This is a genomic window from Rhodococcus sp. G-MC3, assembly GCF_030063335.1.
GTDB lineage: Bacteria > Actinomycetota > Actinomycetes > Mycobacteriales > Mycobacteriaceae > Rhodococcoides.
Genome location: NZ_JASISW010000009.1, coordinates 34,832 through 61,576, shown reverse-complemented (window position 1 = coordinate 61,576; position 26,745 = coordinate 34,832). Strand labels below are relative to the sequence as shown.

Here is a 26,745-nt window from a genome sequence, read left to right as displayed (position 1 = left end):
ATGACCACTCACGCTGAAGCCCCCGTCGAATCCACCCCGTCCGGTGGGAAGACTCCGCTGATCGAACTCAAGAATGTCGGCAAGTCCTACGGCAACATCATCGCCCTCGCCGGGATCAACCTGCGCGTCGGTGCGGGCGAAGTCACCGGCGTCCTCGGGGACAACGGAGCCGGCAAATCGACCCTGATCAAGATCATGGCCGGACTGCATCAGCAGACCGAAGGCGAACTGTTGGTCGACGGTGTCGAGACGAAGTTCGATTCCCCGAAAGATGCACTCGGCAAGGGCATCGCCACGGTGTATCAGGACTTGGCGGTGGTGGCGTTGATGCCGGTGTGGCGCAACTTCTTCCTCGGTCAGGAACTGAGCAAAGGCAGCCTCTTCAAGTCGTTGGATGTCAACGCCATGCGTGCGACGACCATCGAAGAGCTTCACAAGATGGGCATCGACCTCCCCGACGTCGACGCTCCCATCGGATCCCTCTCCGGCGGTCAACGTCAGTGCGTCGCGATCGCGCGTGCCATCTTCTTCGGTGCACGGGTGCTGATCCTCGACGAACCGACCGCAGCGTTGGGAGTCAAGCAGTCCGGGATGGTGCTGCGCTACATCTCCGCAGCGAAGGAACAGGGCTTTGGAGTCGTGTTCATCACCCACAACCCGCACCACGCGTACATGGTCGGCGATCACTTCGTGCTCCTCAACCGAGGACGCCAGAAACTGGACTGCACCTACGACGACATCAGCCTCGACGACCTGACCAAGGAAATGGCAGGCGGCGACGAACTCGACACCCTCACCCACGAACTACGCCGCTGAACGCCGGCACTCAGCGCGGGACATCGACAGTCGGTGTTCGGTCCGCGTGTGCCCTTGGTCGGGATGGACGGTCGGTGACACACTCGGGGTATGACGTCGTTTCCTGTTCTCGACCTGACTCCCGACGAATTGTTGACCACTACCCGAACGGTCCGAAAGCGACTCGATCTGACGAGAGACGTGCCGATCGAGCTGGTTCGGGAATGTCTCGAAATTGCTCTGCAGGCACCGTCGGGATCGAATCGGCAAGGGTGGCAGTGGATGGTGGTAACCGACCGCAGACTGCGTGCTCAGCTCGGCGAGATCTACCGCGAGGAGGTCGAGAAGTATCTGGGCTCTCGGGCGTCGGCAGCAAAACTGTTCTCGGGCGATCCGCACCGGGCGCCGGTTCAACGCCGCGTCGGTGACAGCGTCGCATGGCTCGGCGAGCACATGGGTGAAGTTCCCGTCCTGCTGATTCCATGCATTCGAGGCTCGGTGGAATTGCCCGGCGGGAATCAAGCGGGATTGTGGGGCTCACTGTTGCCGGCAGTGTGGAGCTATTCGTTGGCGGCCCGCGCGCGCGGTCTCGGCACCGCGTGGACGACGTTGCATCTCGAACGCGAAGCCGAAGTTGCCGAACTCCTGGGCATTCCCCAGGGGTTCCACCAGGGCGCCCTCATGCCCACTGCCTACTTCACCGGCGAGACGTTCAAGCCCGCGCCGCGAGAACCGATTGAGTCGGTACTACACATCGACAAGTGGTGACAATCTCGCCTGTTCAGCGGCGGGCGAGACGCGCGAGCTCCACGGTCGCGGCACGGAGTTGGGCCGCATCGTCGATTGGATTGGCGTAACCGACTCGGGTCGTGGCATTGCCCCGCGGGGTAGCAACGCTGAGATCGAGCCCGTAGCGATCTGCCGAGGTGCAGGACGCTTCGGTCGCATCGGGGTAGCCACCGAGGGTGCGAGCCATGGCGAGAATCGACGCCGAATGGTCCTTGTTCAGATGGGTTACTGCGTCTGAGGCGTGCGGCGAGACAGGATCAGGTGTGGATGCTGCGTAGCTCTCGGCGGACGCCGAGTCCATGCGACCGTAGCCGCCGACCCATCGCGCTCGGTCGACTCTCAAAATCCACAAGGAGAAGTCGCTGTAGTCGATGTAGTACTTTGCGGCGGGAACAGCCCCCAAGTGAGCGGCACGAGCAGCATCGAGTTCGTTCTCACTCGGGGATTCGACGACGCCGGCCAGAGTCACTCGGGAGACCGCCAACGGGTCGTTCGGTGATCCCGGCGCCACGATCGACACGCTGGCACGGGGATCGCCAAGAAGGTTTCGGCCGTGTTCGGCCATCCGCGACACACAGAGAACCGGCGAGCCGTCGAGCAACCCGTACGTGATGTAGGACGCCCACGGATCGCCATCGGTCGTCAAGCTCGCGAGGGTTGCGATGTTCGTGGAGGCGGCGACTGTCCGGGCTTCCTCGGCTGGTGTGGATCGCCTCACCGACTCCACATCCGTCAGCGGGGGAGGAGTGGAGGGTGCGTCGCCTGGGTCGCCATGATCGAGTGCCATTGACCAAGTCTACGAAAGTGGTCTGAATCAGGTTCCGCCGCGGTTTCACAGGGGTCACGGCGGGGCATCCACCATCAGTGATCAGGGTTCTGCGGTCCAATCGAACAGTGCGAGCGGTAGTGGCGGCACTGAGCCTCTTCGTTGTCGTTGCAGCAATCTGGGCGGCCATCGGGTACGTGTATGCGGACGATGGAAAGGCAGCGTCCGCTACGACGCTGGGATTGTGCGTATTGGCGGTTGGTTGGCTGTCCGTACTCATCGCCGTGACCATCAAGTTTGTGAGGCTGAGGGCGCGTCGGCGCGATAGCGACCCCGGGGACTGACATACCCCGAGTAAGGACCCAGCGCCTCATTCTTCTGGATCGCGATCACTGAGTCAGCGCGAACAGCTCTCTCCGCGAATCCGACTCCGCACGAAGAGCGATATCCAAAGCACGCCACGCGCGTTCCAATTCGACTTGATCGTGTTCGGCTCTGCGCCGTGCCCGAGCCAGGCGGTATCGCTCGGTGCGCTGCAGATGTTGCTCGGTATCGAGCCGTGTCAGAAATAGTGACAGCTCCGCAGGAAGGTGGATCATCACGAACGCCTTTCTTCGTCGGTGGTCACGGTCGGAATGGGAACCCGTGCGCAAACACCATCACGTGTTCGGCACCGTCGATCTTCGATCCATCGCGCGAATCTGATAGTTCGCGCCACTTGGCGAACACTTCCTGCGCCTCACGCATCATCTCTTCGGTTTCGTCTGGGGACAGTCGGAGCACGAAGTCCGCGCTGTGTGCCGCGCGAATCCAGTCCTCTCCCCAACTCTCGGCCGTGTCGTCGTATTCGCGCTGGCGTAAGAACTGATTTTCGACGAGGACCTGTTTCGCAGCTCTGCTGGTCGCTGCACCGTCGACCGTGCCCGCAAAGTCCGCTGACGACCAGCTGAAGCCTTCGACCGGTACCCGCCACCAGCGCTCTCTGCCGTCGACTCCGAGCTCCGGTGCTTCGAAAGCGAATCCTGCATCTGCCAATTTGCGCAGGTGGTAGCTGACGGAGTTGGGGGACTCGTCGACCACCTGACCCAGGCGACTCGCCGTCGCAGAGCCTTCAGCGCGAAGGGCATAGAGGATGCGAACACGGAGAGGGTGTGTGAGCGCCTTCAACTGCGACACGTCGGCTATAGGTCTGGGCGCTCTCATCGCTCGAGTCTAAACTTCGCAAAACAATTTGCGCAAGAGATATTGCGTATGTTGTTGTGCTGCCTTTCCGCGCAGCGCGGTTGTGCCGATCGCCGACGCAGACGAACATCGACTTCGGTATCCGACGACAGGAGTACACGTGAACGTTCACGGCATCATCGCCAACCTGCGAGTGGGCAACATCGAGGAATCGAAGAGCTTCTATGCCGACTTCCTGGGTCTGAGATCAGAGGAGTTCAACCTGGGCTGGGTCGCGCGGTTCACCAACGAGGATTCCGCGGCAAGCGTCCAGTTGGTCACGCGCGATGAGACCTCGCCGGAGGATTCGGTCATCTCCGTCCTCACCGAGGACGTCGACGAAGCCTACGAAGAAGCGCGACGACTCGGTTACGACATCGTGCATCCACTGACCACCGAGGAGTGGGGAGTCCATCGATTCCTGGTTCGCGCCCCTGACGGAAACGTCGTCAACATCGTCGGTCATCCCAAGCCGTAGTCGGGCGGTCAGCTGGTGAGGATCACGAGTCGTTGCGTTGCCCGGGTCATCGCCACGTAGCGGTCGACCGCGCCTTCGATCCCGGTGCCGAATGCCGCCGGATCGACGAGCACCACCAAGTCGAACTCGAGTCCCTTCGAGAGCGCTGGTGTCGACGATCGGATACGGGGGGAGGGTGTGAGCGCGGAACTTCCGATCACGCAACCCGTTCCATCTGGATGCTCCTGCACCCAAGCTTTGATCGTCGCATCAAGATCCGACGTGTGGCCGTGCGTCACCGGTATTCCGCTGCGGCGAATCGACGTCGGAACATTCGCGTCCGGGAACTCGCCCAAAATCACCGGTGCGGCCTCCCACATCACTTCTTCAGGGGTGCGGTAGTTGATGCTCAATGTCGCTATGTCGACGTGATCGAGACCCGCCCTTCTCAGTCGCTTCTGCCACGACTCGGTGAATCCACGGCGCGATTGAGCGCGATCACCCACGATCGTGAAGCTCGACGATGGACAGCGCAGCCGCAACATGTGCCATTCGGCGTCGGTCAGCTCCTGCGCCTCGTCGACGACGATATGCGCGAAAGGACCGGCCAGATGGTCGGTGTCGGAAGCGGGCAGTATGGCCCCGTCGACGAGGGCATCGCGGATTCCGCCCTGGCGTAGCTGCGCGATCATTCCGTCCTCGTCGTCTAGTTGCAGCATCTCGTCGACGACATGGTCCATTCTGCGACGCTCGGCGGCGATTACAGCGGCGCGACGTTGCTTTCTTTGTGCGGCCTTCGGGTCACCGAGCCTCTGTCGCGCGGCATCGAGAAGTGGAAGGTCCGACGTCGTCCATCTGTGTGCCTCTGTTCGCTGGAGAAGTCGAACCTCGTCGGTCGTCAGCCAGGGTGCGCACTCTCGCAGGTACGCCGGCACCGTCCACAGATCACCCACTAGATCTGTAGCGTCGATCAACGTCCATGCGTTGTCGAGTGTTGCTCGCAATACCTCGTTCTCCAGCAGGGAGTTTCGGACCACAGCGGTCGAGATGTCGCCGGTGTACTTGTCGACCAGGATGGTGACCAGCAGGTCCCAAATCTGTTCTCGCGCCTCGTTGTGCGGAGTGCCGACGTCGGGTGCGTCGAACGCTTCGACCCAGTCCCGAGGATCCAGTTGGATTTCGGCCCAGTCGGTCTCGACGGTCATCCCCGCAGTCGGCGGACGCTCATAGAACCTGACGGCGGTCTCGATCGCCTCGACCATCCGCGCGGTCGACTTTGCATCGGCCACAGCTCGATCTGCTTCGTCGGTAGCGGCCGCGCCCTCGGCGACAAGCTGACGCAGGGTGCAGGTCTGGACGCCTTCCTCGCCGAGACTCGGCAGTACGTCGGAAACATAGGCCAGGTAGTGCTCATGTGGACCCACGAAGAGCACACCGCCATGATTGTGACCGAGCCGCGGATCCGAGTACAGAAGAAAAGCCGTACGATGCAGTGCCACAACCGTTTTACCGGTTCCTGGTCCGCCGTCGACGACGAGAGCGCCGCGAGAGCCAGCACGGATGATCGCGTCTTGATCCGCTTGAATCGTGCCGAGAACGTCTCGCATCCGAGGCGAACGAGTAGCTCCGAGGCTGGCGATGAACGCGGATTGATCGTCCAGTGCCGCACGCTCCGGTTCGTCGAGTGAGTCCGCCGTGAATATCTCGTCCCAGTAGTCGTTTATTCGACCACTCTTCCAACGGTATCGCCGCCGACGAGACAGTCCCATCGGCCGGGCATGGGTCGCTCCGAAGAATGGTTCGGCCGCGGGGGAGCGCCAGTCGATCAGAAGTTGGTTGCCCCTGTCGTCGAGTAGCCCCACCCGTCCGATGTAGACAATGTCCTGGCCGCCTTCGACGACCATGTGTCCGAGGCACAGGTCCAGCCCGAATCGACGAAGTGACCGCAGTCGCGCAGTGAGCCGATGCACCTCGAAATCTCGTTCCATCAGTTCTCGGCCGGAGCCGTCGGTCGCCCAGCGCGCCTCGTCGAGCTTGGCAGTCGCGTCAGCCATGGACGATGCAAGACTCTCGGCGACCGCTACGAAGTGGCGCTCGTCGCCTGCGATCAGTTTCGGGTCGAGCTTGGGAGACTGGCTATCGTCGAACTCGAACAGGTTCGAGGCCGACCTTGTCGACGTGGGTGTGGTCGGTGATGTGTGCATGCGGTGGTTCCCATCTCTGCAGACTCAGCTTCGATGGGCAATTCTGGAGTATGCACGGGGTCTTGCGGCAAGACCCTGGGTGCGCTATAGATTGAAGGTGGAAAGGGGCAACGCCCCAGTTGGTGGCCACTCTCGGGGCTTGGCACGGCTGATGGCCCCTATTCTGCGAGCTTCTCCGAATCCCTGAACATGGAACCCGGTCGCTCCGTACTGAACGATCCTCAGCGCCTCTACAATCGGGACGATGTTACCGCTCGGACTGTCCATGCTCTGGGAATCCGTGGAGGCTACGACAGCACTCCGAGAGAGATTCGGCTTCGTCGACTTCGACACGATGGGGGATTGGGTCTCGGACACGCTCGACAAGACTTGGGGTGTTGCTGCCGGCCAATGCAGCCGGATGGTGATCAGTGACCACAATGCGCTCGTGTGGATGGAGACCGACCAGGGCCGCGTGGTAGTGAAATGGTCACGTGCACAGGAACGATTCGCCGCTCTGGACGCATCGACCCGACTCCTGCGCCTGCTTGCTGACAGAAAGATCCCGGTCGCAGCACCCATCGCGACCTCGAACGGTCTCTGTCGAGTGGAAGTTCCTGGCCCCACCTGCGCGCTGTCGATCGCTGTGCTTCCCGAGGTAACAGGGAGCTGGTTAGATGTCACCGACCGCGCCGCAGTCTTTTCGGCAGGAGCCTGCCTGGCAGGCGTACACGAAGCGCTGCGAGACATTTTGGACAGCCCCACAGCAATGCCGAAGCCGAAGAACAAATTGAACGATCGGATCGATCGTTGGTTGGCTGTTGCAGACTCCGGCCGCGCTCCCGAAGCGTCACGCAGGCTCGCGGAGCTGCTCTCGGCTGCATGCCCTCTCGATGACGAGGTTCAGCTGGTGCACAACGACTTTCGAGCAGCCAACCTCTTGATGCAGAACTCTCAGGTAGTTGGGGTCCTCGATTTCGACGACGTGATCGTCGACCATCGAGTGAAAGACCTGGCCAAGGCCAGCGTGTATCTGGGCACTTTGTTCACTGACTGGCGGCCGACACCGGAAGCCGCACGGAACATATTTCGCACGGGTTACGAGTCGGTACGGCCGTTGAGTCCTGCAGAAGATTCGTGGTTCGAGATTTTGGTGCTGTGGCTGGGCATTGCGGCAATACCGGAGAATGACTCCGCCGGATGGGCCTCTGCTGTATGAACACAGACGTGATCAACAAAGGTGGATGGCCGAAACCTGTTGACCGCCTTCATAGCAGGGCCTCGCGAACGACCATCAGTAATCCGGTTGATCCGACTACAGCTGGTCGGTGGCGCGAACGGCGTGCGGCCAACCGAACTGGGTGGACACGCCGGGTGCGTACAGCACCGAGTCCGGTGGCCGGTTGGAGACGTTGGGCAGCCCCGCCGCGCCGACGAGTTGGTCACGGCAATGGGTGACCTCGGCGTCCACCAACTGCCACCGTCGATGAACATTCGGCACATAGAGAAGCCGACCCGCCAAGGATGTGTGCAAACCCCAACGCGCCGTCAGGAATCGAGCGAGCGCGTCGTCGGACATGTCCCGCGATCCGCGCACAACGCCGAAGTCCGTCGTGACGCCTCGATGTGGCGGCGCCAAGCGCGTACTCCGGTATGAGATCGCAGATCGGTCGTCCTCGATCGCCATGGATCCCCAGCGATACGGAACGCCGGCGAGGTTGGTGCCGAGCACCACCGCGAGACGGCTCGCTTCGAGAGATCGGAACACCACGCCGCGGCGGCCATCGGCGTCCACCGAATACAGTCGGACATTGATCTCGGGGAAGGTGCCGAAGTAGGGGATAGGCCTCCGATATCCGAAACCAGCGCCGACCATGTGAAACCCGATCAGGCCAACCCAGGATGAACCATCGAATTCGTCGGGGCTACATCCCTTCGGTAGCAGCGGAGCTACGAGGCGGCTCGAGACACGCCAATGCAGAAAGACTAGTCGCTCCCAGCGTTGGTCCATCAGAATCGGGCGCGGCAGAATGGGTGGCCTCGGCCAGACTCGCCGTCCTCCATCGTGGTCCACACCATGAACAGTAGGCGTGATGTACTTTTCGAACCGAGAAGCCCAGGAATCGTGAGATTGTGCGGCCGCTGCACACACCACTATCTATCAGCGGACAACGCGGTAGCGCAGGTGAGCCACACCAGGTGCCTCGAGAACGCGCGCCAGTTCGAGTGAGGGGACACCTGCATCGAAGCCGTCGAACAATCGCTCACCCGAACCCAAGATCACCGGGCTCAGCTGGAGATCGATTTCGTCGACGATGCCTGCGCGGATCGCCTGGCGAGCGCAGGAGGCGCCGCCTGCGATGCTTATGGGGCGCTCGCCTGCGACCTCGACTGCCCGTGCATAGGCGGACTCGATTCCGTCAGTGACGAAATGAAAAGTTGTGCCGTCGAGTGCGATCGACTCTCGTGCATGGTGGGTCAGCACGAACACAGGGCAGTGGTAGGGCGGTTCGTTGCCCCACCATCCGGTCCAGTCCGAATCGGCCCAGTCGCCGCGAATCGGCCCGAACATATTGCGACCCATGATGGTTGCTCCCATGCCATCCATCATTTCACCGACAACTTGCTTGTTCACGGGGTGATCTGCCGCGGTTCCCATGTGCCAGTCGTGCAGGAGCTGACCGCCGACGCCCAGCGGATGGTCTTCACTTTGGTCGGGGCCGGCTACGTAGCCGTCGGCAGATATTGACATCGAGAGGTTGGTCCTCGGCATGAGCTTTCCAATCGTGGGTTCGGGGACTACGTAGGAGGCAGACTCGGATGGGCACTGAAACTCATCGAGGGGATGCTGCCACCGTAGCCCTCGGGATTGCTTGTGCCACCCGGACTACCAGCCCCACCCGCGCGGTCAGTCCAGCGGGGAATGGAAATACCAGAGCTGGCCCTCTGCATCGCGGGCGCCGTACTCGCGAACCCCGTAGTTTTGGTCCACTGGCTCCTCGATGATGACGGCGCCAGCCGCGACGCTTCTCGCGTAATGCTTATCAGCGTCCTCGACGTTGATGACGGTCATCCCGCTGACACCACCGAGTTCACTGGGTGACCTGAAGCCCTCACCGGCTGGGTGCATCCAGATCACCTGTTCACCGGCCCTGACCTCGCCGTGCACAACGGTGCCGTCCGGTGTGCGTTCCAGCGGCCCGGGCGTCAGGCCGTAGACCCGCACCAGGTATTCGTGCGCGGCTGGCAGGTCGTCGTAGATCAGTATCGTCGTAGTGCTGTGTACGGATGAATCGAGCATGGCCATCTCCTCGAGAGCCCCGAACATCTGATCCGGGGATGGGCTGGTGGTGTGTGTGGCCAGTTGATCGGCCATGACAGTGAGCCGGTCGCGCAGCGCGGATGCGACGGCGGCCCGCCGTTGGGTGTCGGTGAGGTGCCGCTGAACTGCAGCCGAAAGGTCCCAGTCGGGATCATCGAGGACGTGCGAGATCTGCTCCAGCGGGAATCCCAACCGTCGCAACAGGCTGATGCGATAGAGCCTGGCAACGTCCTTGGTGGTGTAGAGCCGGTGACCCGCGCCGTTTCGGCTGGTCGGGCAAAGTAAACCGACGTGATCGTAGTGATGCAGCGTACGAACGGTGAGACCGGTCGATTCCGCCAGTGCTCCAACTTTCCAAGGTTCGATCTCTGCCCTGATCGTCATGCTAGTGACGGTACGACCTGACGACGCGTCAGGCGCAAGCCAAGCAATCACGCCTTCATCACCGGCAGCGTTCGCCGCGGTCAACGGGTGCGGGTGCTCATGTAACCGCATGTGCGCATTATTGCCGATAGCCAATCCGTTAGTTGACATAATGTTGATTATCGGCATTTTGTAGGGCTGCAGTACACAAGTATTCGAATGTGTCAGCAACGCAACCGACAACCTGGAGGCACCGGCCGTCGGCGCCCGTGAGAATCATGCCCGCCGACCAGCTCGTCGGTGCCGTGAATATTTGGGCCGGATACCCTCGTGCACAACCACTGTGGCGAGTGATACGACGGCCGGAACCTCAGACATCAGAGCCGCGGCCGGCGAATGAGTTCATCGAGGCGCCGGCCACGCCCGTACATATTTGTCACTGTGACGAAAGAATGACGCCCATGTTCGGCTCGTGGACACCTCCGGCCAAACCCGCTGAATCCTGGTCGCCGAGTCCGCACCGTGCACGACGTCACCTTCCATGACGCAGCCGACGGGCCACACGATCTGATTGATTCCGCCTACGCGAAGAAATACCACAGGCTGGAAAGATCAATTCGTAAACCGTCAGTGACCGAGGTTTGGTTGAAAGACGCTGTTCAGCCCGTGACCCGAAACAACCAGTATTGCCGCTGGCCAACCAGTCACATTTCTAGCGTCGACCTCCAGCAGGTTTTACGTTGCGTTGCACCGCTCCGGTATCGCTGATATTCAGGCCCCAGAGATTGATCTCCACAAGGGATCTTCCGGACCGATGTCGTAGCTGCATTCCGACGGTCGTGGATCCGGAACAAATGCCCACAGAAGCGCACCCGCAGTGCCGGCAGCCCGCTGCCCATCAATTTTTGTTTCGATGCTTGCTGCGCGGTCCTCTGTCGCCCCACACGAGCCAGCGAGTTCTCCGATTTCGGCGACCAGAAGTGGCTTACCCGACTCGGTGCTCTGTGTGATGCGGCGGGCTAGACCGTTCCACTGATCGCCGGGTAGCGGAACACCGTCGGCGCCGTAGTCGTGATATTGCACGACGTCGACGAACGGTGACTCGGCAAGGTAGCGATACTCCTCGCCCTGGCTTCCACATTGACCGCCGCCGGTGAGCCCTGCCGTTATCAACGTGCGAGGATCGTGAGCACGGACCTGGGCCCCAGCAGTGTCGAAGAACGTCCGTAGGACCTGTGCCGCGTCGGGCGCACACGTGCGCGTCGACCAGGAGCACGTCGAGTCTCCGCAAGTACTGGTTTCGGGTTCACCCACCAACTCCCACGCGGCAAGAGCGGACGAGTTCTTCCACCGATCGACCGCTACCGTCATCCACTGCTGAAAGCTGAGGGGAGCACCGAGTTCCGGTGTCGACCATCCGTCGACATACCACTGGCGGTCCTTGAACACGTTGCTCTCGCAGGCACCGTCCTGAGGTGACAATACCGGTATGAGGAGTTGGTCGTGTGCTTCAGCGGCAGCGAACACCGCATCCATCGGCCCGAAGTCGAGCTGTCCTGTGAACTTGTTGGTTGCGAGAGCTTGAAAGGCGTTGAACCGCGTCATTGAATGCGGTGGCAGAGCCGAAACGTAGGCGTCGAGATCAACCATCGCCCCGCAGCCTGCGTTCACCGACCAATCGGTTGCCAGTTGATATGCGTTGAACCCCGTTGGCCACCACGGTTCGTCGTCGAGCCGCAAGCCTCCAGCCTCGACCGTAACCCTCGCCGTCGATTCCAGGGCAGCCGAGGCCGCCGGCGGAGTCGCGGCGCCGTGCATCATCGCGGCGAGCACTAACACGATACCCAGCCGTTGCGTGCGAGTCATGAACAGATGTTAGCCAGTGAACGCATTTACAAGCAGACAAAAAAATAAAACTTTGGTGTCCGAATATCGAAGCTTTCAGAAGGTTTTGGACGAATACAACGTTGAAACAGAATTCATGCCTATTTATGGTTGCTAATTCGGTCTCACGGTTTTTTGACGTGCGGACCTATCCAATGGAATCCGGGTCGTTGTCGTCGCGGACGAGGAAATGGCAGCGGTCCCAGGTAGTAAAGTCAGACTTGACTGTGTCGGTTCCTCTTCCCCGAAGGCCAAACTCAACCCATGCCCAGTGTCCTACGTATATCCACGCGACGCGCCTTCTTACTTCCGGTAATTCTCGCGATCGTTGTTCTGCAGGCCACTCCGGCATGGGGGCAGGACATCGACGAACCCGCCTCTGGACAACCCGAAACAGGGGACGGTCCGGAACCGACATTCTCTTTCGGTATCAGCGACCTCGGACTGGGAGGCTCGCTTCCTGTCTACGGCGTCGACGGTCGCACTCAGATCACCGTGCCTGTGCCGACGGGAACCGCCCCAACGACGTTTGATGCGGCAGTCACGATCCCGGCGTGGCTCGACCGGGGATGGATCGACTTCGAATCCGACGGCAGGCCCATCTCTCGTCTCGTTCTCGCCCAAGATGCTGCATCGATGCCTGTCTCGATCCCCCTCGGGGCGGCGCCGGTGATCGACGGAGCGGTGACGCTGGAGGTGTCATCGACACTGATCCCAGACGGTGGCTACTGCCCTGACGTACGGGTAGACCCTGTTCGGTTCATCGACGCCGCCGTCGCGTACACGGGGTCCCCGACCGTCCCGCGCACAATATCGGAGTTTCTGCCTCCGGTGCTGCGGCAACTCACCATCTTCGTTCCTGCCCAGCCCGACGCCGACGTCGTTGGTGCAGCTCTGGCGTTGACCACGTCGGTGACCCAGTACTACGGGGCGCAGACCGTTCGGGTAGTGGTCCGGCCGGATTCGGAACTCCTGGCTGCGCCATCCGACGGTCCGTTCGAACGGTCGATCGTCTTGACCGAGAACCAAGACACCGCCGCCGAACTGATCTACCCCATGGACGCCGCTCCCCCACGTCTGTTCATCACCGGATCAGAAGATGAACTGCAGACTCAGACGAGACTCATCACAAGCAACGTGGCAAAGTTGGCGGTCTCGACAAAAGCTCTTGCAGGAGAATCGAATCCACCTGCGGTCCTTGCCCCGGACCAGGCAACCCTCGACGCGCTCGGTGTCGGAACGGTCACCGGAACTCCCACTGCGTCGGTCTCCTTGGATCAAACCAGGCTCGGCCGCTCCGCATCCGGTGTGTCGGTGCACCTGTCCGGTTACTATAGCCCGGGCGAAGGATCACTGACCGCGTCGATCGACGACCGAACGGTAGACGTCTGGCCCGCTGACGACACCGGTCTTCTCGACCACTGGATCGAGATCCCCAACGCGTCGTTGGGGCGCGTCACTACCCTCGACGTCACCGTCGAACATCCGTTGATTGGTGCGAGTCAGTGTGGAAACGAGGCCTCGACCGTGACCGTCGACGGTTCGAGCACCGTCGAGTCCTCCAATTCATCGACGCCCACCCCCCTTGGGTTCGGTTCGCTTCCGCAGGCGTTGATGCCGAAGGTGAACGTCTCGTTGTCCGACAACTCGTTCGCGAACGTCGTTCGCGCGGTGACGATCGTGCATGGACTACAGAGGATGTCGACGAGGCCCATTCTGCCGACGGTGGTCTCGGTCGACGACGCGGTGGCCGGTTCCGATCCGGCAATTGTCATCGCGCCGAACGGTGCGCTCCCCGAGTCGGTGTCCCTGCCACTGTCCTCGACCGGGACTGCTACGTTCACGGTCGCCGGCGGCGACGTGCTGACACTCGGTACCGATGTGCCGTACGCGACCGTGCAGGTGGCGAATACCGAGAACGACGCGGCGCTGGTGGTTGCATCCTCGAACGATGCACCCGAGCAGCTGGACGGCCTCTTAGGGTGGCTCGATTCGGATCCAACGCGATGGTTCGGGCTCTCCGGTGACGTGTTGTTCGCAGCCGCGGACATTGCGCCCCTGTCGCTATCCAGCACAGACCTGGCCGGAGCCGAAGCGGACGCGCCCGCCGCGGACAACAGCATCAATTGGCTGACGGTAGCTGCCGCGTGCGCCGGTGGCCTCTTGCTGTTGGCCGGAATCGTCGCGGCAGTACTCGTGTGGCTTCGGTCCAGGAAACACCGTGACGGTCGTGGCGAACCCACGCCGGCGCCATGACCATCGACATCGGGATTCCAGATACCGAGAACGATGCGCCGACTCCGCTGCCGAAGAGGGCGCAGCGTTCCATCGGAGTGATCGTCGCGTACTGGCTCGTGCTCCTTGCTGGTTTGATCGTGGCGTTCTACCCGACGTGGGTCCGGCTCGTGGACGAGGCGGCCGACGGCGCGATCACCACCTACATCTTCGTCCTCCCGTTCCTGGCTGCGGTTGCGGCACAGGGGATCGCACGCCGTCGATCGGGTGAGCTGCCGATCCACGACCGTCAGACCGATATCATCGTCGGTGGACTGGTTCTGTTGACCGCCTTCGCGATCAAGGCTCTGTGGTTGCCGCGGTACGCCGACCAGTACGAACTCGTGCACCTCGACGTGCTGGCCGGTCTGGTGTTCTTTCTCGGCGGCACAATTCTACTGTTCGGTCTTCGCCCTGTCGGACGTTTTTGGTCGGTGTGGTTACTGCTTCTCTCCCTGAGCCCGCTGCTGTACCGAATGGCAGCAATCACCGTCGGTGGCAGCCGATTCGCCTACGGCGCGGTTCTTGTCGTCCTGGCCGGGGCGGCTGGAGCAATTGCCGTCGGCCGAACCCGACGCCGCGGCTGGCTCGGGTTCGTGTGCACGGTCATCGCCGGATTCGCAATTCTGGCAGTGATGTTGGCGGGATGGCCGGGTGCGCACATCTCGATGCTGCAGCTCATCCCGACGGTGGGAGCCGCTGCCACAACCGGCATCGTTTTCTATTTCGTCGCGCGCCGCGGAAAGTCGAAGAGCCCGCTCTCCGATCGCATCGCACCGGTGACAGCGAAGCGATCAGTCAGCTCGGTGGTCGTCGTTGGACTCTCGGCGCTCGTGCTGCTCATCGTTCCGCTACCGGACCAGACCGCGATCGCCGGGACCCCCGGCCCTCCCGGGACTGAATTGACGGTGCCCGATGGGTGGGCACAGAACGGTGTGGAGGAATTCAGCTGGGCCAAAACCTATTTCGGTCGTACTGCGACGCTCACCCGGCAAGAAATGCGGGCGAATGAGGGAAATCCGGCATGGGACATCGATTCTCGCCCCCGGACCGTCGTCGTGGATTCACTGTCGACGGTCAATCGCGCCAGCCTGGCGGTCTACCCCGAGAGCACGCTGTACCGTCTCGGTAATACACGGACCAGCAACGCACTGTCGGTCGATCTCGGGCACGATGTGACAGCGGCGTTGTACACCTCGGTCAGCGATGCGCTGCTGCTGACCTGGACGAAGCTGGTATACACCTGGGTGCGCGGTGACGTTACTCAGCGGGTCACCGTGATCAGCGTCGACAATCACGAAGCCGACGCCGTTTTCCCCCAGCCGGCTCCGTCCATGGCGTCGAACCTCCGTACCGGGTTCGCAACCTTCCTGCGCGGCAACGCCATCGCCGTCGACAACAATCCCGACTACAAGGACCGAGAACTCTTGACTGCTTTCGGCACTGCTCTCGTCGCCGAGCAATGGGATGCCTCGTGAGCGTCCCTCCTCGCGTCGTCAGCGTTCCTCCTCGCGTCGGGGAGGAATCGGATGAATTTCGAGCATTCGCGCTCGACGACGCCGTCAACGGATTGGCCCGGCGACACCCGTTGGCGTCCGCAGCGGTCGCTTTCGTTCCGTGGCAGAAGTACACCGCGCTCTCGTTCGTCGCCGTGATGGTGGTGTGCGCAGTGCTGGCGCCGCTCTACACGCTGTTGGCGATCACGGTCTCGAGCACCATCGGCTACATCGCGATGATGGCCGACAGATTGTTACTCTTTTCACGCGGACTGGATGCGTCGGCGATCGTCACAGTGACCGACGAGGAAGCGCTTGCCATTCCGTACGATCGGCTGCCCTTGTACACCATCCTCGTCCCTGCGTACGACGAACCAGAAGTGGTCGGTGACCTCATCGCGGCGATGACAAGCCTCGACTACCCAGCCGACAAACTGCAAGTCCTGCTGCTTCTCGAAGAGGACGACGACGTCACCATCTCCGCCGCGGCAGCGAGTGGAGTCAGCGAGATCGTCGACGTCGTACTCGTTCCTGCGAGTGACCCACGGACGAAGCCGAAAGCCTGCAACTACGGACTGCACTTCGCGACGGGCTCGATCATCACGATCTTCGACGCCGAGGATCTCCCGGAGCGATTGCAGCTGCGCCGCGTCGTGGCCGCGTTCGAACGGCTGCCCTCGACTGTGGCATGCGTGCAGGCGAAATTGGCCTTTCACAACGGTTCTCAGAATCTATTGACCGGCTGGTTCACCGCCGACTACGCGTTGTGGTTCGGCTACCTGCTGCCGGGGCTGATGAAAAGCACGTCACCGATCCCTCTGGGCGGAACATCCAACCATCTTCGCGCCGACGTCATCGAGGAAGTGGGCGCGTGGGACGGATTCAATGTCACCGAAGACGCCGACCTCGGGGTCCGCATCGCTGCCTCCGGATATTCCACCGCGGTGCTGGATTCGACAACGCTCGAAGAGGCGAACAGTGACCCGATCAACTGGATCAGGCAACGGTCCCGCTGGTACAAGGGCTATCTCCAGACCTGGTTGGTGCATATGCGTCGCCCGCGGGACACGTGGCGTGCGCTCGGACCGGTCGGAACGTACCGATTCACGCTCCTGCTTGCCGGAACGCCGATCACCGCGTGCATCAACATGATCTTCTGGTTCACGACCGCGGCCTGGATCCTCGGGCAACCGACGCTGATCGCGGCGTTGTTCCCTCCGTACATCTACTATTTCTCCTTGGTGTCGTTGATCGTCGGCAACGTCGCCACCGTGTATATGTACCTGATCGCAAGCCGGGAAAGCGGCAACGCGTACTTGCTCGTCCCGAGCCTCACGATGCCGCTGTACTGGATGATGATGAGCGTCGCCGCGATCAAGGGATGCTGGCAACTGGTTCGCAACCCGTCGTACTGGGAGAAGACTTTTCACGGATTGTCCGCACCAGCACGCGACCCCGCCGAGGAGCCGGTGGAGTGAGCGCGCGTCCAGGCCTGTTCTTCGCGGCCTTCGCGGGGTACTTGGCGATCGGCCTGACCCTCAGCCTCCGATTCGGCTACATGCTCGGTGACGCGCTCGCTCGGACCTCGGCCGCACAGTCGGTGCTGTTGAGCCGAGACCCTCACGTCTCGGCCATCGGTTTCATCTTCACGCCGCTCACCGCGCTGCTGCAGTTACCGCTCGTGGCGCTGTCTGCGTGGTGGACGGGCATCACGCGGTGGAACATCTCGGGCATCGCGGTCTCCGCATTGTTCATGGCCGGGACGGTGATGATAATTCTCGGAATCTGTCGCGACCGAGGACTCACCGGGCGCCACAGCTCATTGATCGCTGTTCTGTTCGCGATCAACCCGATGATCTTGTTCTACGGCGCCAACGGTATGAGCGAAGCGGTGTTCCTGTTCTTCACCTGTTGGGCTGTGCGGCGGCTGATTCGGTGGGTGGATACCGACGATGTGCACGATCTCATTGTCGCCGGGATCGCTTTGGCGCTCGCCTATCTCACCCGGTACGACGGTGTCGTGGCCATCGCCGGGGCGGCATTTCTGGTGGCTGGTGTGACGTTGCTGCGTTGCGGGCGAGGCTCGTGGCGGACCATGCGCCGTCAGGCACTTCTCGACGCGGTGCTCGTCGCCGGACCCGGTTTCGTCGCTTTCGTGGTGTGGAGTGTGACGAGTTGGCTGATCACCGGGGAGGCGCTGGCTCAGTTGTCATCGAGTTACGGCAACGCAGCCATCCTCGAGCAATCCGGGGGATCTACCGGAGCGCCGTTGAGCAATGCTGTCTATGCGGTCGCAGCGATCATTGTGCTGGGTCCGATCCTGCCGCTGGTTCTGCCCGCAACTGGAGTCCTTGCACGGGCGCGGCGGGACTTGGGGGCTCTGGTGGCTCCCGTCGTGTTCGGTGCGATTCTGGCGTTTCAAGCCGCCAGCTACATCAGCGGCTCGACCTTCGGATTCCTGCGTTTCTACATCTGCGCGATCCCGCTCGCCGTCGTCGCGTTGATCCAGATAGTGCCTGGTCGAGCTGCTGTACGCACCCGCAGACCAGGCGCGTTCCGCCGCGAACGATTTGCTGAGGTTCGGGTCGCTCCGGCGTTGATCGCGGCCACAGTGGTCCTGTCCGTACTGGCCATTCCCGTGACGGGGTGGGCCATGTTGCGGCAGTCATTGTCGAGCCAGCAATACGCGTTGGGTCACCTTCTGGACGACCGCCCACAAGCTGCCGACGCCGAAGCGGTGGCAGCGCAGCGCATCCTGGCGTCGTTCTCCACCGAGCGTAAGCTCGCCGCGTACCTCGATCGGCAAGATCTGCCCGACGGGTCGATCATCGTCGACACCGTCTACGGTTTCGCGGTGCTCGCAGCCTCTGCTCATCCGACGCGGTTCGTCGTACCGTCCGACCAAGACTTCACCACAATCCTCAACGATCCCGCAGCAGCTGGAGTCCGCTTCATGTTGACAGTGCCCAACACGGGCCGCGGGCAGTCCGACGCTCTCAACCGCCGGTATCCGAGCATCTACGACAACGGCGGCATGATCGCAACACTCGACTATGAGGTTCCCAACACCGGTGCCGATCAGCCGAATTGGCGGGTCTACCGCATAGGAAGCTGATGCGGCCTACCCCCTCCCCCAACCACCCACCCGCGAGTACCGCACGCGGTTGATGTACTCCACGCTGGTGAAATACGAACGCGAGTGCCTTTGGCCCCTCGGCCTGCAGACCGGCTCGCGTGTACCCCTGACGGTCTTCTCCGCGTAATCTACCAACCGGACATAATAGAACGATCTATCCAATCGGAGGGATTATGCCCACTGTGGTTTTACCAGCAGGTCCTCTCGACTACACCGACACCGGTGGGCGCGGACCCGTACTGGTGTTCGGACATGGCCTGCTGATGAACGAGTCGCAGTGGCGCAAGGTCATTCCGCAGCTCGACGCCTACCGATGTATCGCGCCGACTCTGCCCCTTGGTGCCCACCGTCGGCCGATGAACCGAGACGCCGATCTCAGCCAACTCGGTGTTGCTCGGATTCTCGCCGACTTTCTGGACGCGCTGGAGCTCTCCGACGTGACATTGGTACTCAACGATTGGGGCGGTGGCCAATTCATCGTCTCCGACAACCGCGCGGATCGTCTCGGTCGATTGGTACTGATCTCGTGTGAAGCCTTCGACAACTTCCCGCCCAAGCCTGCGCGTCCATTGGCGGCCTTGTGCCGGATCCCCGGTGGCACAAGGTTACTGATGCAGTTGTTTCGTACCAGATTCTTTCGGCACGACCCGAAGACTTATGGAGGGCTGAGCAAGCGCGGCGTTCCGGACGACATCATGGACGATTGGTTTTCGCCGGCTTCTGACGATCGCAAGATTCGGCGCGATCTGAGCAAGTTTGCGACCGGTACGCCGAGTCGGAAAAGTTTGCTGAAGTGGAGCTCTCGCTTGGCTACCTTCGATCGCCCGGCATTGGTGGTGTGGGCCACGGAGGATCGGATGATGCCGTTGCAGCACGCGCACCGACTCGTAGAATTGTTACCCAACGCAGAGCTGATCATGATCGACGACTCCTGGACCCTCATCCCTGAAGATCAACCAGGTGCGCTGATCGCTGCGCTCAAAGGATTCGTACCGATTCACTGACCTTTTCAGCGTGGCTGAGTTGTCGGTGACCGCCGTCCCGAAATTCGCGCGGCAGGCACCTGAAAACAGGTTAGGGTTTTCCAGTGGACTTTCGCGAGTATGCCTCGTTCGACGCCGTCGCTCTGGCGGAACAGGTTCGTGCCGGCGCAGTGACCGCAGCGCAATTGCTACAACTCGCGCGGAGCCGAGCCGATCTAGTGGACGGTGATCTCAACTCCATCGTGGTGGCGATCGGTCCGGAGGCCGACGCCCAAGCCTCGAGTGCATATTTGTCCGGCCCGTTAGCCGGTGTGCCATTCTTGATCAAGGACCTTGCTCAAGAATACCGGGGATATCCGACGTCCTACGGTTCGCGCTCGCTCTCGCGCGACATCGCCAGCGAACACGCACTGATCACGCAGCGTTTTCTCGACGCAGGACTCGTCATTTTCGGCAAGACCAACACTCCTGAATTGGGTGCCAAAGGGGTGACCGAGCCGGACTTCTGGGGACCATCCCGAAACCCGTGGAATCACAGCCGAACTCCAGGCGGTTCCTCGGGCGGATCGGCTGCAGCGGTGGCAGCCGGGATAGTGCCTGCTGCGGGTGCGAACGACGGAGGTGGATCGATACGAATCCCTGCTGCGTGTACCGGCCTGGTAGGTCTGAAGCTCGGTCGCGGTTTGTCACCGTACGGACCGCAGAGCGGCGAAGTGATGTTCGGCATGGTCAGTCAAGGAGTCGTCAGTCGGACGGTCAGGGACAGCGCCGCACTGTACGACGCGATCGTGGCACCCGACCCCAATGCCGACTATCTCGCCGGCTTCCCGACAGAGCCCTACGCGAAAGGCCTGAACCAGAGGCCTGCCGGGCTCCGAATCGGATGGACGACGAAGTCTGCGGTCAATCCTCACCCAGACCGAGAAGCGGTAGCTGCGGTCGAGAGGACAGTGAAACTGCTCGACGACCTGGGCCACAGAACGGAACAGGTCGCCCCGCCGTACGACGACTGGGCACTCTCACGTGACTTCCTGTCGATTTGGTTCGCTCAGGTCACAGCGCAGGTCTCCGACATCAAACAACGCACCGGCGCAAAGAATTCGGATTTCGAAGCCGATACTCTCGGAATTGCCGAGTTCGGTCGATATAGCGGGATGACGACTCCTGTTGCCGCGCTGGAGAACACCAAGACCTACGTTCGATCCCTCGCAGCATTTCACGAGGGTTTCGACTTTCTGCTGACGCCCACTCTTGCGACTCCCCCGCCGCTGATCGGCTTCACGGCCACCTCTCCCCTGGTCCACGCGGCCGCGCGCGTCGTACACGCCCTTCATGGAGGTCGGTTCATGTCGATCAGCGGAGTGTTGGATCAAACGGTCGAGGACGGCCTGGGGTGGGTTCCTTACACTCAACTCGCGAACGTGACAGGTCGCCCCGCAATCAGCATCCCACTCCACTGGACCGACGACGGGCTCCCGCTGGGTGTGCAGTTCGTCGGCGCATTGGGTTCCGAAAACGTCCTGTTGCGTCTGGCCGCACAACTCGAAGAAGCCCAGCCCTGGATCCATCGGTTTCCGCCCGTCCCACGCGATCGCTGACCGGGTTGCCCCGTCAGCGACTCAACGGTAGGCGCGTGGAAGAACGAACCACAGCCCCACAAGGATCAGCCCCACGACAGCCGCGGCCGGGGCGGCGGCGCTGAGACCGAGAACGATCTCGAACGTCAACGCCACGGCCCCGACAAGGGTAACCCCCAACATGATCAGTCCGCTGATCGCGAGGCGATTGCCGACTCGTACCAGCACGCCGAGCGCTCGTCGACGAAACAGCAAGCGGTGCATACCGACCGGGGCGACGAGCAATATCGTCGCCATGATCGATGCGGACACTGTAAACAAGTACACCACGTGCCCGGTTGTCGACAGATCGTCGAAGCGACTCTGAAACGGCACAGTGAGCAGGAAGCCAGTCAGAAGCTGAACACCGGTTTGTACAACCCTCAGCTCTTGCAGAAGCTCCAACCAATTCCTGTCCAACTGCTGTGTCGGAGTTTCGTTGCGTACCTTGCTGTTCCATGCAGTCTGATCGTCGTCCTCGTGTGCTGCCATCGGCTCAGACTAGACGGGTCCGAGCGTCACAGTTCGAATTCGACCGGGTCGATGCCCACAGCGAAGCAGGCATTGCGAACCGCAGTCTTCTCGTGGTCATCGAACAGCCCATCGGCGCCGCCGATGATGATGCCGATCTGGATCACCGCGCGAGCCTGATCCGGTTTGCTCTTCAACTTTCCGATCGTTGCTGTAGCTTCGACCTTGCCGAAGTCGAAATCTCCGTCGAGTTTGTCGCAGTACCAATCGAACTTCTGACGCAACTCGTCCGGTGGGAACACCTTGAGTGCTTCGTTGCTTGCGATCAACGCGGCTGTCTTCTGACGTTCGGCAGGGTCGATTTTTCCGTCCGCGGCGGCGATCAGTGCGCACATCGCCATGCTGCCGTTGGCAAATTCCTTGTTCTTGAACTGGACGGTCTTGGTCTGAAGTTGCCCGTTGAGTTCGGTGGCTTTCGCCTTCAATTGGTCCCAGAAAGCCATGAAAATCCTTCACTCTCGCATTTTCGCGCCGCACTGCCGTGCGATCGCCACCATTGTGCCCTTCAGACGACCGATATGCCCGAATCTGCTGCTAGGGCTGCAGTGGGCCGTCATATACGTGCACCGGCCATTCGCCGTAAGCGCGGAGTGTCCGGTTCCCGACCACGTTGCTGCCCGTCCCGCGAGTTTTCAGCGGAGCCGCTCGGCGTCCTTGGCTCGGGTCACCAAATCGGCGCACATCAGCGCGAGTTCGTTCGACTCAGCACCCTCGTTCACGGCCGTTGCCACGTCTTCGGCAGCACATCGCACCTCGAACATTCGGTCGACGAGTGCAGACGCCTCGTCCGCGGACAACACGACTGCATCCTCGGGAATCGACGTCCCCTTCACTGCGCTTCGATGCTCGTAGGCCCGCTGCCTGCAGGATTGTCGGCAATACCGTCGGCGACGACCCATTTCCGAGTCGGCGACCTCACGGCCGCACCATGCACACGCGTGGACCCGGCGCGACTTCACAGACATGGTCCCGAGCCTACGTCGGCGACGCGGTAGAATAACGCGGACGTGTGCGCGGAGCCATCCGTGTCGTCGGCCGAACCGGGAACGATTCGAACCGAACGCGCGTTGAACAATCTGTGAGTCGAGTGCAGCTCGCGTGAAGTCTGCGCGCCGCACAGCACCGGACCGGAAGGGTGACCTTCGGGCCGTGGACGAACACGCACTATCGAGGGAGAGGACTTCATAATGGCAGATCGCGTACTAAGGGGCAGTCGACTCGGAGCCGTGAGCTACGAGACCGATCGTGACCACGATCTCGCGCCTCGTCGGGTTGCTCGCTACCGCTGCGACAATGGCGAAGAGTTCGATATCCCATTCGCCGACGATGCAGAGATTCCCGGCACGTGGGCCTGCCGCAACGGCTTGGAAGGTTCCTTGCTCGAGGGCACCGCGCCCGAGGCGAAGAAGGTCAAGCCTCCCCGCACTCACTGGGACATGTTGCTCGAGCGGCGGTCCGTCGAGGAGCTCGAGGAGTTGCTGAAGGAAAGAATGGACCTTTTGAAGGTAAAGCGCCGCGGAGCCTGACTCCGCAATCCGAATAGCTGCGCCGCACGAATTGAAAACATTCGTACGGCGCAGTTTTTTGTTGGTTTCAGATCATGCGGTTTGTTTCGAGAGCCAGTTCGGCGTCGATACGAAAACAATTGTCCGACTCCCGGGTAGTCGGGATGCCACTGCCACAAGTAAATGCAATTATGGTGATCCTGCTATTCGATCGAAGGTAACGATCGACGCCGAGAGGACGATCAATTTGTCAACTGCCGTAGTAGAGCGAGGCAGGAAATCGACAGTGGACCAAGGGGGCGACGACACGTGATCGACGAGCATGGCATTCACTTGACGTCGCTACGCCGAGACCTCGATGCCGTGGACGAGCGACTACGTGAGTGCATCAGAGAACGCATCGAGATTTGCTCGCGTGTTGCACTCGTGAAGAGCGAGTTCGAGATTCCGATGATGCAACCGGGTCGCGTAGGCGTCGTACAAGAACGCGCTCGTGACTTCGCGCGGGAACATGGCATGTCCGAGGATTTTCTGGCCTCGGTGTACGAACTACTCATAGCCGAGGCTTGCCGAGTGGAAGACCTCATCATCGAGGCGGATTCCACCGCGGGCGATCGTGGATAGGTGACGACGATGGCAGTGCGCACTCTGTTGATCGACAATTACGACTCGTTCACATACAACCTCTATAGCTTGCTGTGTGAAGTCAACGGAACCCCTCCAGTGGTCGTCCGCAACGATGTGGACTGGGATTCGCTCGAACTGGACAGCTTCGACAACATCGTCGTCTCGCCCGGGCCCGGACGGCCATCGACTCCACATGACCTGGGGATCAGTGCGCGTGCAGTTCTCGACAGTCAGCTTCCCTTGCTCGGCGTGTGCCTGGGACACCAAGCCCTGTGCCAGTTGCTGGGCGGACGGGTCGATCTGGCGCCGGTTCCGATGCACGGCCGAGTCTCGGAGATCACCCACACCGGGACGGATCTCTTCGAGGACATCCCGTCTCCCTACTCCGTGGTCCGATACCATTCGCTGACTGCGCTGGAACTTCCCGACGAGCTGGAGCCGTGTGCATGGACGGCCGACGGAATCATCATGGCCGTCAGGCACCGGAGCCGGCCGATGTGGGGAGTTCAATTTCATCCAGAGTCGATCAGCACTGAGTACGGCCGCAAATTGCTCTCCAACTTCCGTGATTTGACGCGCTCGTTCGGTGCTGCGGCACCGGTAGCGGAACAGTCGCCGTATGTCATCGAAACTCGCTGCATCGAAGGCGATTTCGATACTGAACAGGTTTTCGGAGCTCTGTTCGCGTCGGGACCGAACAGTTTTTGGCTAGATGGAAGCGCGGCCGTCGAGCCGGATTCCCGGTTCACGATCATGGGAGATTCTTCCGGTCCGCTCGCGGAGTACATCACGTATCGGGTCGGCGAACGACGGGTCGATGTCCATCGACCGGACGGAACCGTCCACTCGGTCGATTCGACGGTCTTCGATTATCTGAATCAGCAACTCGAGAACAGAGCCACTCCCCCACTTCACGATCTTCCCTTCTCCTTCGCGCTCGGGTACGTGGGATACCTCGGGTACGAACTGAAAGCAGACGTCGGCGGTCAGTTGGTCCACACCGCGCCGACACCCGACGCATCCCTGGTGTTCGCGGACCGCGCGCTAGTTTTCGACCACAACACCGGAACCTGTTATGCGATGGCACTTGTGGTCGACCACACGGACCCTGAGGCTGCGAACTGGTTTGATTCGATCACCGCGTCGCTCGCCAGTCTTCGCGATGGTGGCAAAGCCCTGCCGTCATACCAATCACCTCTCATCGCACCGCAGTTCGACACCGAACTTCCGCTGCGCCACGACCGTGAGCACTACCTTGCTCTGATCGAGCAGTGCCTGGCCGAAATTCGATCGGGCGAGACATATGAGGTCTGCCTGACCAACAGCGCCACCTTTCCCGGGCCCATCGATGCATTCGGCACGTATTCTTACCTTCGAGAAATCAATCCGACGCCCTACAGCGCGTTTCTCGGTTTCGACGATCTCTCCGTCTCGAGTGCATCACCCGAAAGATTTCTTCGAATCGACGCCGACCGAATCGTGGAGTCGAAGCCAATCAAGGGCACACGTCCTCGCGGCCGGACTCCGGAAGAGGACTCGTTGCTGCGAAGCGATCTGCTCGCGAACGAGAAGGACAAAGCCGAGAATTTGATGATTGTCGATCTGGTCCGAAACGATCTGGCCCGGGTGTGCGTGCCTGGTTCGGTCCATGTGCCCAAATTGTTCGACGTCGAGACATATGCGCCCGTTCATCAACTGGTCTCCACCGTCAGGGGCAGGCTTCGCGATGACACATCGGCTGTCGATTGCGTCAGTGCTGCGTTTCCCGGGGGGTCGATGACCGGTGCGCCGAAAATCCGAACGATGGCCATCATCGACAAGCTGGAGGACGGCCCTCGCGGTGTGTACTCGGGCGCGATCGGATACTTCTCGCTCACCGGCACGGCCGACTTCTCGATCGTCATCAGGACGATCGTGTCGACCGAACACGACGTCACCTTCGGAGTCGGGGGTGCCATCGTTGCTCTGTCGGATCCTGAAGAAGAATTCGAAGAAACCATGGTCAAAGCGGTGTCCATGCGCCGCGCGTTGGCGAGACACACTAGCTGACGACGCAGGAATTCCGATACGAAAGGGGCGGTAGGACGCACTGCGTCTTACCGCCCCTTTTCGGGTCGATCTGCGAGTCAGGGAGCGGTGAAGTACTCGAACACCGCTGGCTGAACATTTGGATTGGCATTCAGTGTGCCGATGATCGTCCCCGCCACGACACCGATAGCGGTTCCGATGATGCACCCTGCGATGAAGTTAGGGAAGATCGACACGCACCCGATCGCAAATCCGAGTCCAGCCCCGACCGCGGTGCCCATCGCGCCGCCGTTGGTGTAGCCGATAACGATCTGATTGATCATGTTGTCGAGTGCGGCCTGCTTGCTCACCGGCCCGGCCACCTCGTTGACCAGTGACGCAGGCTGAGGCGTCAGGAGCAGTTGACGATCCCCCTGGAGCACCGGAGCAATCGAATACGTTGCGCCGTTGAGGAAATATGTCAGGGGCAGACTCGCCAGTACCATTCCTGAACTGCCCACGACATCGACGGTGTTACTGGACTGCTCGATGCGAAAAGCACCCGCATCGAGGACAGTACTGACCGCGCCTTCGGTGGTGACCGAGGTTTGGTAGCCGACAGATTCTGTCGGGTCCGCATTGGCTGTGCCGGCTCCGACCGCGATCGTCACCGAAGTGGCAGCCAAAACCGCGACCGCCATCGTCGTCACTGACTTCATTTTCTTCACAGGCATCCCCAGACCGTTGTCGGACAAATTATTCGAATGATGCGGGCAATCGTATTACTCGC

The 26,745-nt window shown here is 61.3% G+C and carries 26 protein-coding genes; 14 read left to right on the top strand and 12 right to left on the bottom strand.

Annotated features, from left to right (window positions below; all coding sequences use genetic code 11):
* Positions 1 to 816 carry an ATP-binding cassette domain-containing protein gene (locus QMK17_RS12175; RefSeq protein ID WP_283509399.1) on the top strand — a complete coding sequence of 272 codons (816 nt, stop codon included), beginning with the start codon at positions 1 to 3 and terminating at the stop codon, positions 814 to 816.
* A gap of 90 nt (positions 817 to 906) precedes the next feature.
* Positions 907 to 1,563: a nitroreductase family protein gene (locus QMK17_RS12170; protein ID WP_283509398.1), complete on the top strand. Its 657-nt coding sequence runs from the start codon at positions 907 to 909 to the stop codon at positions 1,561 to 1,563.
* 13 nt (positions 1,564 to 1,576) lie between these two features.
* Here QMK17_RS12170 and QMK17_RS12165 read toward each other — a convergent pair whose 3' ends face one another.
* Entirely contained in the window at positions 1,577 to 2,371 is a 795-nt protein-coding gene (locus QMK17_RS12165) for a HugZ family pyridoxamine 5'-phosphate oxidase (protein WP_283509397.1), read from the bottom strand.
* A 107-nt stretch (positions 2,372 to 2,478) separates the two neighbouring features.
* On the opposite strand from QMK17_RS12165, the gene QMK17_RS12160 reads away from it, so the two are divergent.
* Positions 2,479 to 2,694, top strand: coding sequence for a hypothetical protein (locus tag QMK17_RS12160; RefSeq protein WP_283509396.1), 216 nt, complete (start codon positions 2,479 to 2,481; stop codon positions 2,692 to 2,694).
* Between the two features lie 45 nt (positions 2,695 to 2,739).
* On the opposite strand, the gene QMK17_RS12155 is transcribed toward QMK17_RS12160, so the two are convergent.
* Positions 2,740 to 2,949, bottom strand: a complete 210-nt coding sequence (locus QMK17_RS12155; RefSeq protein WP_283509394.1) for a hypothetical protein — start codon at positions 2,947 to 2,949, stop codon at positions 2,740 to 2,742.
* 25 nt (positions 2,950 to 2,974) lie between these two features.
* Entirely contained in the window at positions 2,975 to 3,553 is a 579-nt protein-coding gene (locus tag QMK17_RS12150) for an ArsR/SmtB family transcription factor (protein WP_283509392.1), read from the bottom strand.
* Between the two features lie 139 nt (positions 3,554 to 3,692).
* On the opposite strand from QMK17_RS12150, the gene QMK17_RS12145 reads away from it, so the two are divergent.
* On the top strand, positions 3,693 to 4,049 hold the full coding sequence (locus QMK17_RS12145) for a VOC family protein (protein ID WP_283509391.1): 357 nt from the start codon (positions 3,693 to 3,695) through the stop codon (positions 4,047 to 4,049).
* Positions 4,050 to 4,057: 8 nt separating this feature from the next.
* Here the strand turns inward: QMK17_RS12145 and helR are convergent, their stop codons facing one another.
* Complete coding sequence (helR, locus tag QMK17_RS12140; RefSeq protein WP_283509390.1) at positions 4,058 to 6,232, bottom strand: RNA polymerase recycling motor ATPase HelR; 2,175 nt, start codon at positions 6,230 to 6,232, stop codon at positions 4,058 to 4,060.
* Between the two features lie 244 nt (positions 6,233 to 6,476).
* Here helR and QMK17_RS12135 point away from each other — a divergent pair, with 244 nt between their 5' ends.
* Positions 6,477 to 7,430 (top strand): phosphotransferase, encoded by a 954-nt coding sequence (locus QMK17_RS12135; RefSeq protein WP_283509389.1) that lies wholly within the window; start codon positions 6,477 to 6,479, stop codon positions 7,428 to 7,430.
* Positions 7,431 to 7,526: 96 nt separating this feature from the next.
* Here QMK17_RS12135 and QMK17_RS12130 read toward each other — a convergent pair whose 3' ends face one another.
* The 4 genes from QMK17_RS12130 to QMK17_RS12115 form a co-directional block, all read right to left on the bottom strand.
* Positions 7,527 to 8,285 (bottom strand): YqjF family protein, encoded by a 759-nt coding sequence (locus QMK17_RS12130; protein WP_283509387.1) that lies wholly within the window; start codon positions 8,283 to 8,285, stop codon positions 7,527 to 7,529.
* 87 nt (positions 8,286 to 8,372) lie between these two features.
* Positions 8,373 to 8,984, bottom strand: coding sequence for a dihydrofolate reductase family protein (locus QMK17_RS12125; protein ID WP_283509385.1), 612 nt, complete (start codon positions 8,982 to 8,984; stop codon positions 8,373 to 8,375).
* Positions 8,985 to 9,119: 135 nt separating this feature from the next.
* Positions 9,120 to 9,917: a MerR family transcriptional regulator gene (locus QMK17_RS12120; RefSeq protein ID WP_283509383.1), complete on the bottom strand. Its 798-nt coding sequence runs from the start codon at positions 9,915 to 9,917 to the stop codon at positions 9,120 to 9,122.
* Positions 9,918 to 10,667: 750 nt separating this feature from the next.
* Positions 10,668 to 11,762, bottom strand: coding sequence for a beta-mannosidase (locus QMK17_RS12115; protein WP_442972747.1), 1,095 nt, complete (start codon positions 11,760 to 11,762; stop codon positions 10,668 to 10,670).
* Between the two features lie 282 nt (positions 11,763 to 12,044).
* Here QMK17_RS12115 and QMK17_RS12110 point away from each other — a divergent pair, with 282 nt between their 5' ends.
* The 6 genes from QMK17_RS12110 (at position 12,045) to QMK17_RS12085 (ending at position 21,267) form a co-directional block, all read left to right on the top strand.
* Entirely contained in the window at positions 12,045 to 14,036 is a 1,992-nt protein-coding gene (locus QMK17_RS12110; protein WP_283509381.1) for a hypothetical protein, read from the top strand.
* Positions 14,033 to 15,532 (top strand): hypothetical protein, encoded by a 1,500-nt coding sequence (locus QMK17_RS12105; RefSeq protein WP_283509380.1) that lies wholly within the window; start codon positions 14,033 to 14,035, stop codon positions 15,530 to 15,532. The genes QMK17_RS12110 and QMK17_RS12105 overlap by 4 nt, the downstream gene beginning before the upstream one ends.
* Positions 15,529 to 17,028: a glycosyltransferase gene (locus tag QMK17_RS12100; protein ID WP_283509379.1), complete on the top strand. Its 1,500-nt coding sequence runs from the start codon at positions 15,529 to 15,531 to the stop codon at positions 17,026 to 17,028. The genes QMK17_RS12105 and QMK17_RS12100 overlap by 4 nt, the downstream gene beginning before the upstream one ends.
* Complete coding sequence (locus tag QMK17_RS12095; RefSeq protein ID WP_283509377.1) at positions 17,025 to 18,665, top strand: ArnT family glycosyltransferase; 1,641 nt, start codon at positions 17,025 to 17,027, stop codon at positions 18,663 to 18,665. The genes QMK17_RS12100 and QMK17_RS12095 overlap by 4 nt, the downstream gene beginning before the upstream one ends.
* Before the next feature lie 194 nt (positions 18,666 to 18,859).
* Complete coding sequence (locus QMK17_RS12090; protein WP_283509376.1) at positions 18,860 to 19,690, top strand: alpha/beta fold hydrolase; 831 nt, start codon at positions 18,860 to 18,862, stop codon at positions 19,688 to 19,690.
* An 83-nt stretch (positions 19,691 to 19,773) separates the two neighbouring features.
* Positions 19,774 to 21,267 carry an amidase gene (locus tag QMK17_RS12085; protein ID WP_283509375.1) on the top strand — a complete coding sequence of 498 codons (1,494 nt, stop codon included), beginning with the start codon at positions 19,774 to 19,776 and terminating at the stop codon, positions 21,265 to 21,267.
* Positions 21,268 to 21,288: 21 nt separating this feature from the next.
* Here the strand turns inward: QMK17_RS12085 and QMK17_RS12080 are convergent, their stop codons facing one another.
* The 3 genes from QMK17_RS12080 to QMK17_RS12070 form a co-directional block, all read right to left on the bottom strand.
* On the bottom strand, positions 21,289 to 21,777 hold the full coding sequence (locus tag QMK17_RS12080) for a DUF6328 family protein (RefSeq protein ID WP_283509374.1): 489 nt from the start codon (positions 21,775 to 21,777) through the stop codon (positions 21,289 to 21,291).
* A gap of 26 nt (positions 21,778 to 21,803) precedes the next feature.
* Complete coding sequence (locus tag QMK17_RS12075; protein ID WP_283509373.1) at positions 21,804 to 22,259, bottom strand: tellurite resistance TerB family protein; 456 nt, start codon at positions 22,257 to 22,259, stop codon at positions 21,804 to 21,806.
* Between the two features lie 189 nt (positions 22,260 to 22,448).
* The gene (locus tag QMK17_RS12070; protein ID WP_283509372.1) at positions 22,449 to 22,781 is read right to left on the bottom strand and encodes a hypothetical protein; all 333 of its coding nucleotides are present in this window, start codon (positions 22,779 to 22,781) and stop codon (positions 22,449 to 22,451) included.
* Between the two features lie 222 nt (positions 22,782 to 23,003).
* On the opposite strand from QMK17_RS12070, the gene QMK17_RS12065 reads away from it, so the two are divergent.
* The 3 genes from QMK17_RS12065 to pabB all read left to right on the top strand — a co-directional run bounded on the left by QMK17_RS12065 (position 23,004) and on the right by pabB (position 25,997).
* Positions 23,004 to 23,342 (top strand): RNA polymerase-binding protein RbpA, encoded by a 339-nt coding sequence (locus QMK17_RS12065; protein WP_283509371.1) that lies wholly within the window; start codon positions 23,004 to 23,006, stop codon positions 23,340 to 23,342.
* A 288-nt stretch (positions 23,343 to 23,630) separates the two neighbouring features.
* The gene (locus QMK17_RS12060; RefSeq protein ID WP_283509350.1) at positions 23,631 to 23,945 is read left to right on the top strand and encodes a chorismate mutase; all 315 of its coding nucleotides are present in this window, start codon (positions 23,631 to 23,633) and stop codon (positions 23,943 to 23,945) included.
* A gap of 9 nt (positions 23,946 to 23,954) precedes the next feature.
* Positions 23,955 to 25,997 (top strand): aminodeoxychorismate synthase component I, encoded by a 2,043-nt coding sequence (gene pabB / locus QMK17_RS12055; RefSeq protein ID WP_283509348.1) that lies wholly within the window; start codon positions 23,955 to 23,957, stop codon positions 25,995 to 25,997.
* Between the two features lie 77 nt (positions 25,998 to 26,074).
* Here pabB and QMK17_RS12050 read toward each other — a convergent pair whose 3' ends face one another.
* Positions 26,075 to 26,674, bottom strand: coding sequence for a hypothetical protein (locus tag QMK17_RS12050; RefSeq protein WP_283509346.1), 600 nt, complete (start codon positions 26,672 to 26,674; stop codon positions 26,075 to 26,077).
* Positions 26,675 to 26,745: the final 71 nt, after the last annotated feature.

Excerpts from the sequence above, each read along its gene's own strand:
- QMK17_RS12125 (WP_283509385.1), bottom strand. The coding sequence starts at position 8,984 with ATGCCGAGGACCAACCTCTCGATGTCAATATCTGCCGACGGCTACGTA.
- QMK17_RS12175 (WP_283509399.1), top strand. The coding sequence starts at position 1 with ATGACCACTCACGCTGAAGCCCCCGTCGAATCCACCCCGTCCGGTGGG.
- pabB (WP_283509348.1), top strand. The coding sequence starts at position 23,955 with ATGGCAGTGCGCACTCTGTTGATCGACAATTACGACTCGTTCACATAC.
- QMK17_RS12110 (WP_283509381.1), top strand. The coding sequence starts at position 12,045 with ATGCCCAGTGTCCTACGTATATCCACGCGACGCGCCTTCTTACTTCCG.
- QMK17_RS12075 (WP_283509373.1), bottom strand. The coding sequence starts at position 22,259 with ATGGCTTTCTGGGACCAATTGAAGGCGAAAGCCACCGAACTCAACGGG.
- QMK17_RS12150 (WP_283509392.1), bottom strand. The coding sequence starts at position 3,553 with ATGAGAGCGCCCAGACCTATAGCCGACGTGTCGCAGTTGAAGGCGCTC.
- QMK17_RS12080 (WP_283509374.1), bottom strand. The coding sequence starts at position 21,777 with ATGGCAGCACACGAGGACGACGATCAGACTGCATGGAACAGCAAGGTA.
- QMK17_RS12155 (WP_283509394.1), bottom strand. The coding sequence starts at position 2,949 with ATGATCCACCTTCCTGCGGAGCTGTCACTATTTCTGACACGGCTCGAT.
- QMK17_RS12070 (WP_283509372.1), bottom strand. The coding sequence starts at position 22,781 with ATGTCTGTGAAGTCGCGCCGGGTCCACGCGTGTGCATGGTGCGGCCGT.
- QMK17_RS12090 (WP_283509376.1), top strand. The coding sequence starts at position 18,860 with ATGCCCACTGTGGTTTTACCAGCAGGTCCTCTCGACTACACCGACACC.
- QMK17_RS12170 (WP_283509398.1), top strand. The coding sequence starts at position 907 with ATGACGTCGTTTCCTGTTCTCGACCTGACTCCCGACGAATTGTTGACC.
- QMK17_RS12120 (WP_283509383.1), bottom strand. The coding sequence starts at position 9,917 with ATGACGATCAGGGCAGAGATCGAACCTTGGAAAGTTGGAGCACTGGCG.
- QMK17_RS12050 (WP_283509346.1), bottom strand. The coding sequence starts at position 26,674 with ATGAAGTCAGTGACGACGATGGCGGTCGCGGTTTTGGCTGCCACTTCG.
- QMK17_RS12115 (WP_442972747.1), bottom strand. The coding sequence starts at position 11,762 with ATGACTCGCACGCAACGGCTGGGTATCGTGTTAGTGCTCGCCGCGATG.
- QMK17_RS12105 (WP_283509380.1), top strand. The coding sequence starts at position 14,033 with ATGACCATCGACATCGGGATTCCAGATACCGAGAACGATGCGCCGACT.
- QMK17_RS12065 (WP_283509371.1), top strand. The coding sequence starts at position 23,004 with ATGGCAGATCGCGTACTAAGGGGCAGTCGACTCGGAGCCGTGAGCTAC.
- QMK17_RS12165 (WP_283509397.1), bottom strand. The coding sequence starts at position 2,371 with ATGGCACTCGATCATGGCGACCCAGGCGACGCACCCTCCACTCCTCCC.
- helR (WP_283509390.1), bottom strand. The coding sequence starts at position 6,232 with ATGCACACATCACCGACCACACCCACGTCGACAAGGTCGGCCTCGAAC.
- QMK17_RS12135 (WP_283509389.1), top strand. The coding sequence starts at position 6,477 with ATGTTACCGCTCGGACTGTCCATGCTCTGGGAATCCGTGGAGGCTACG.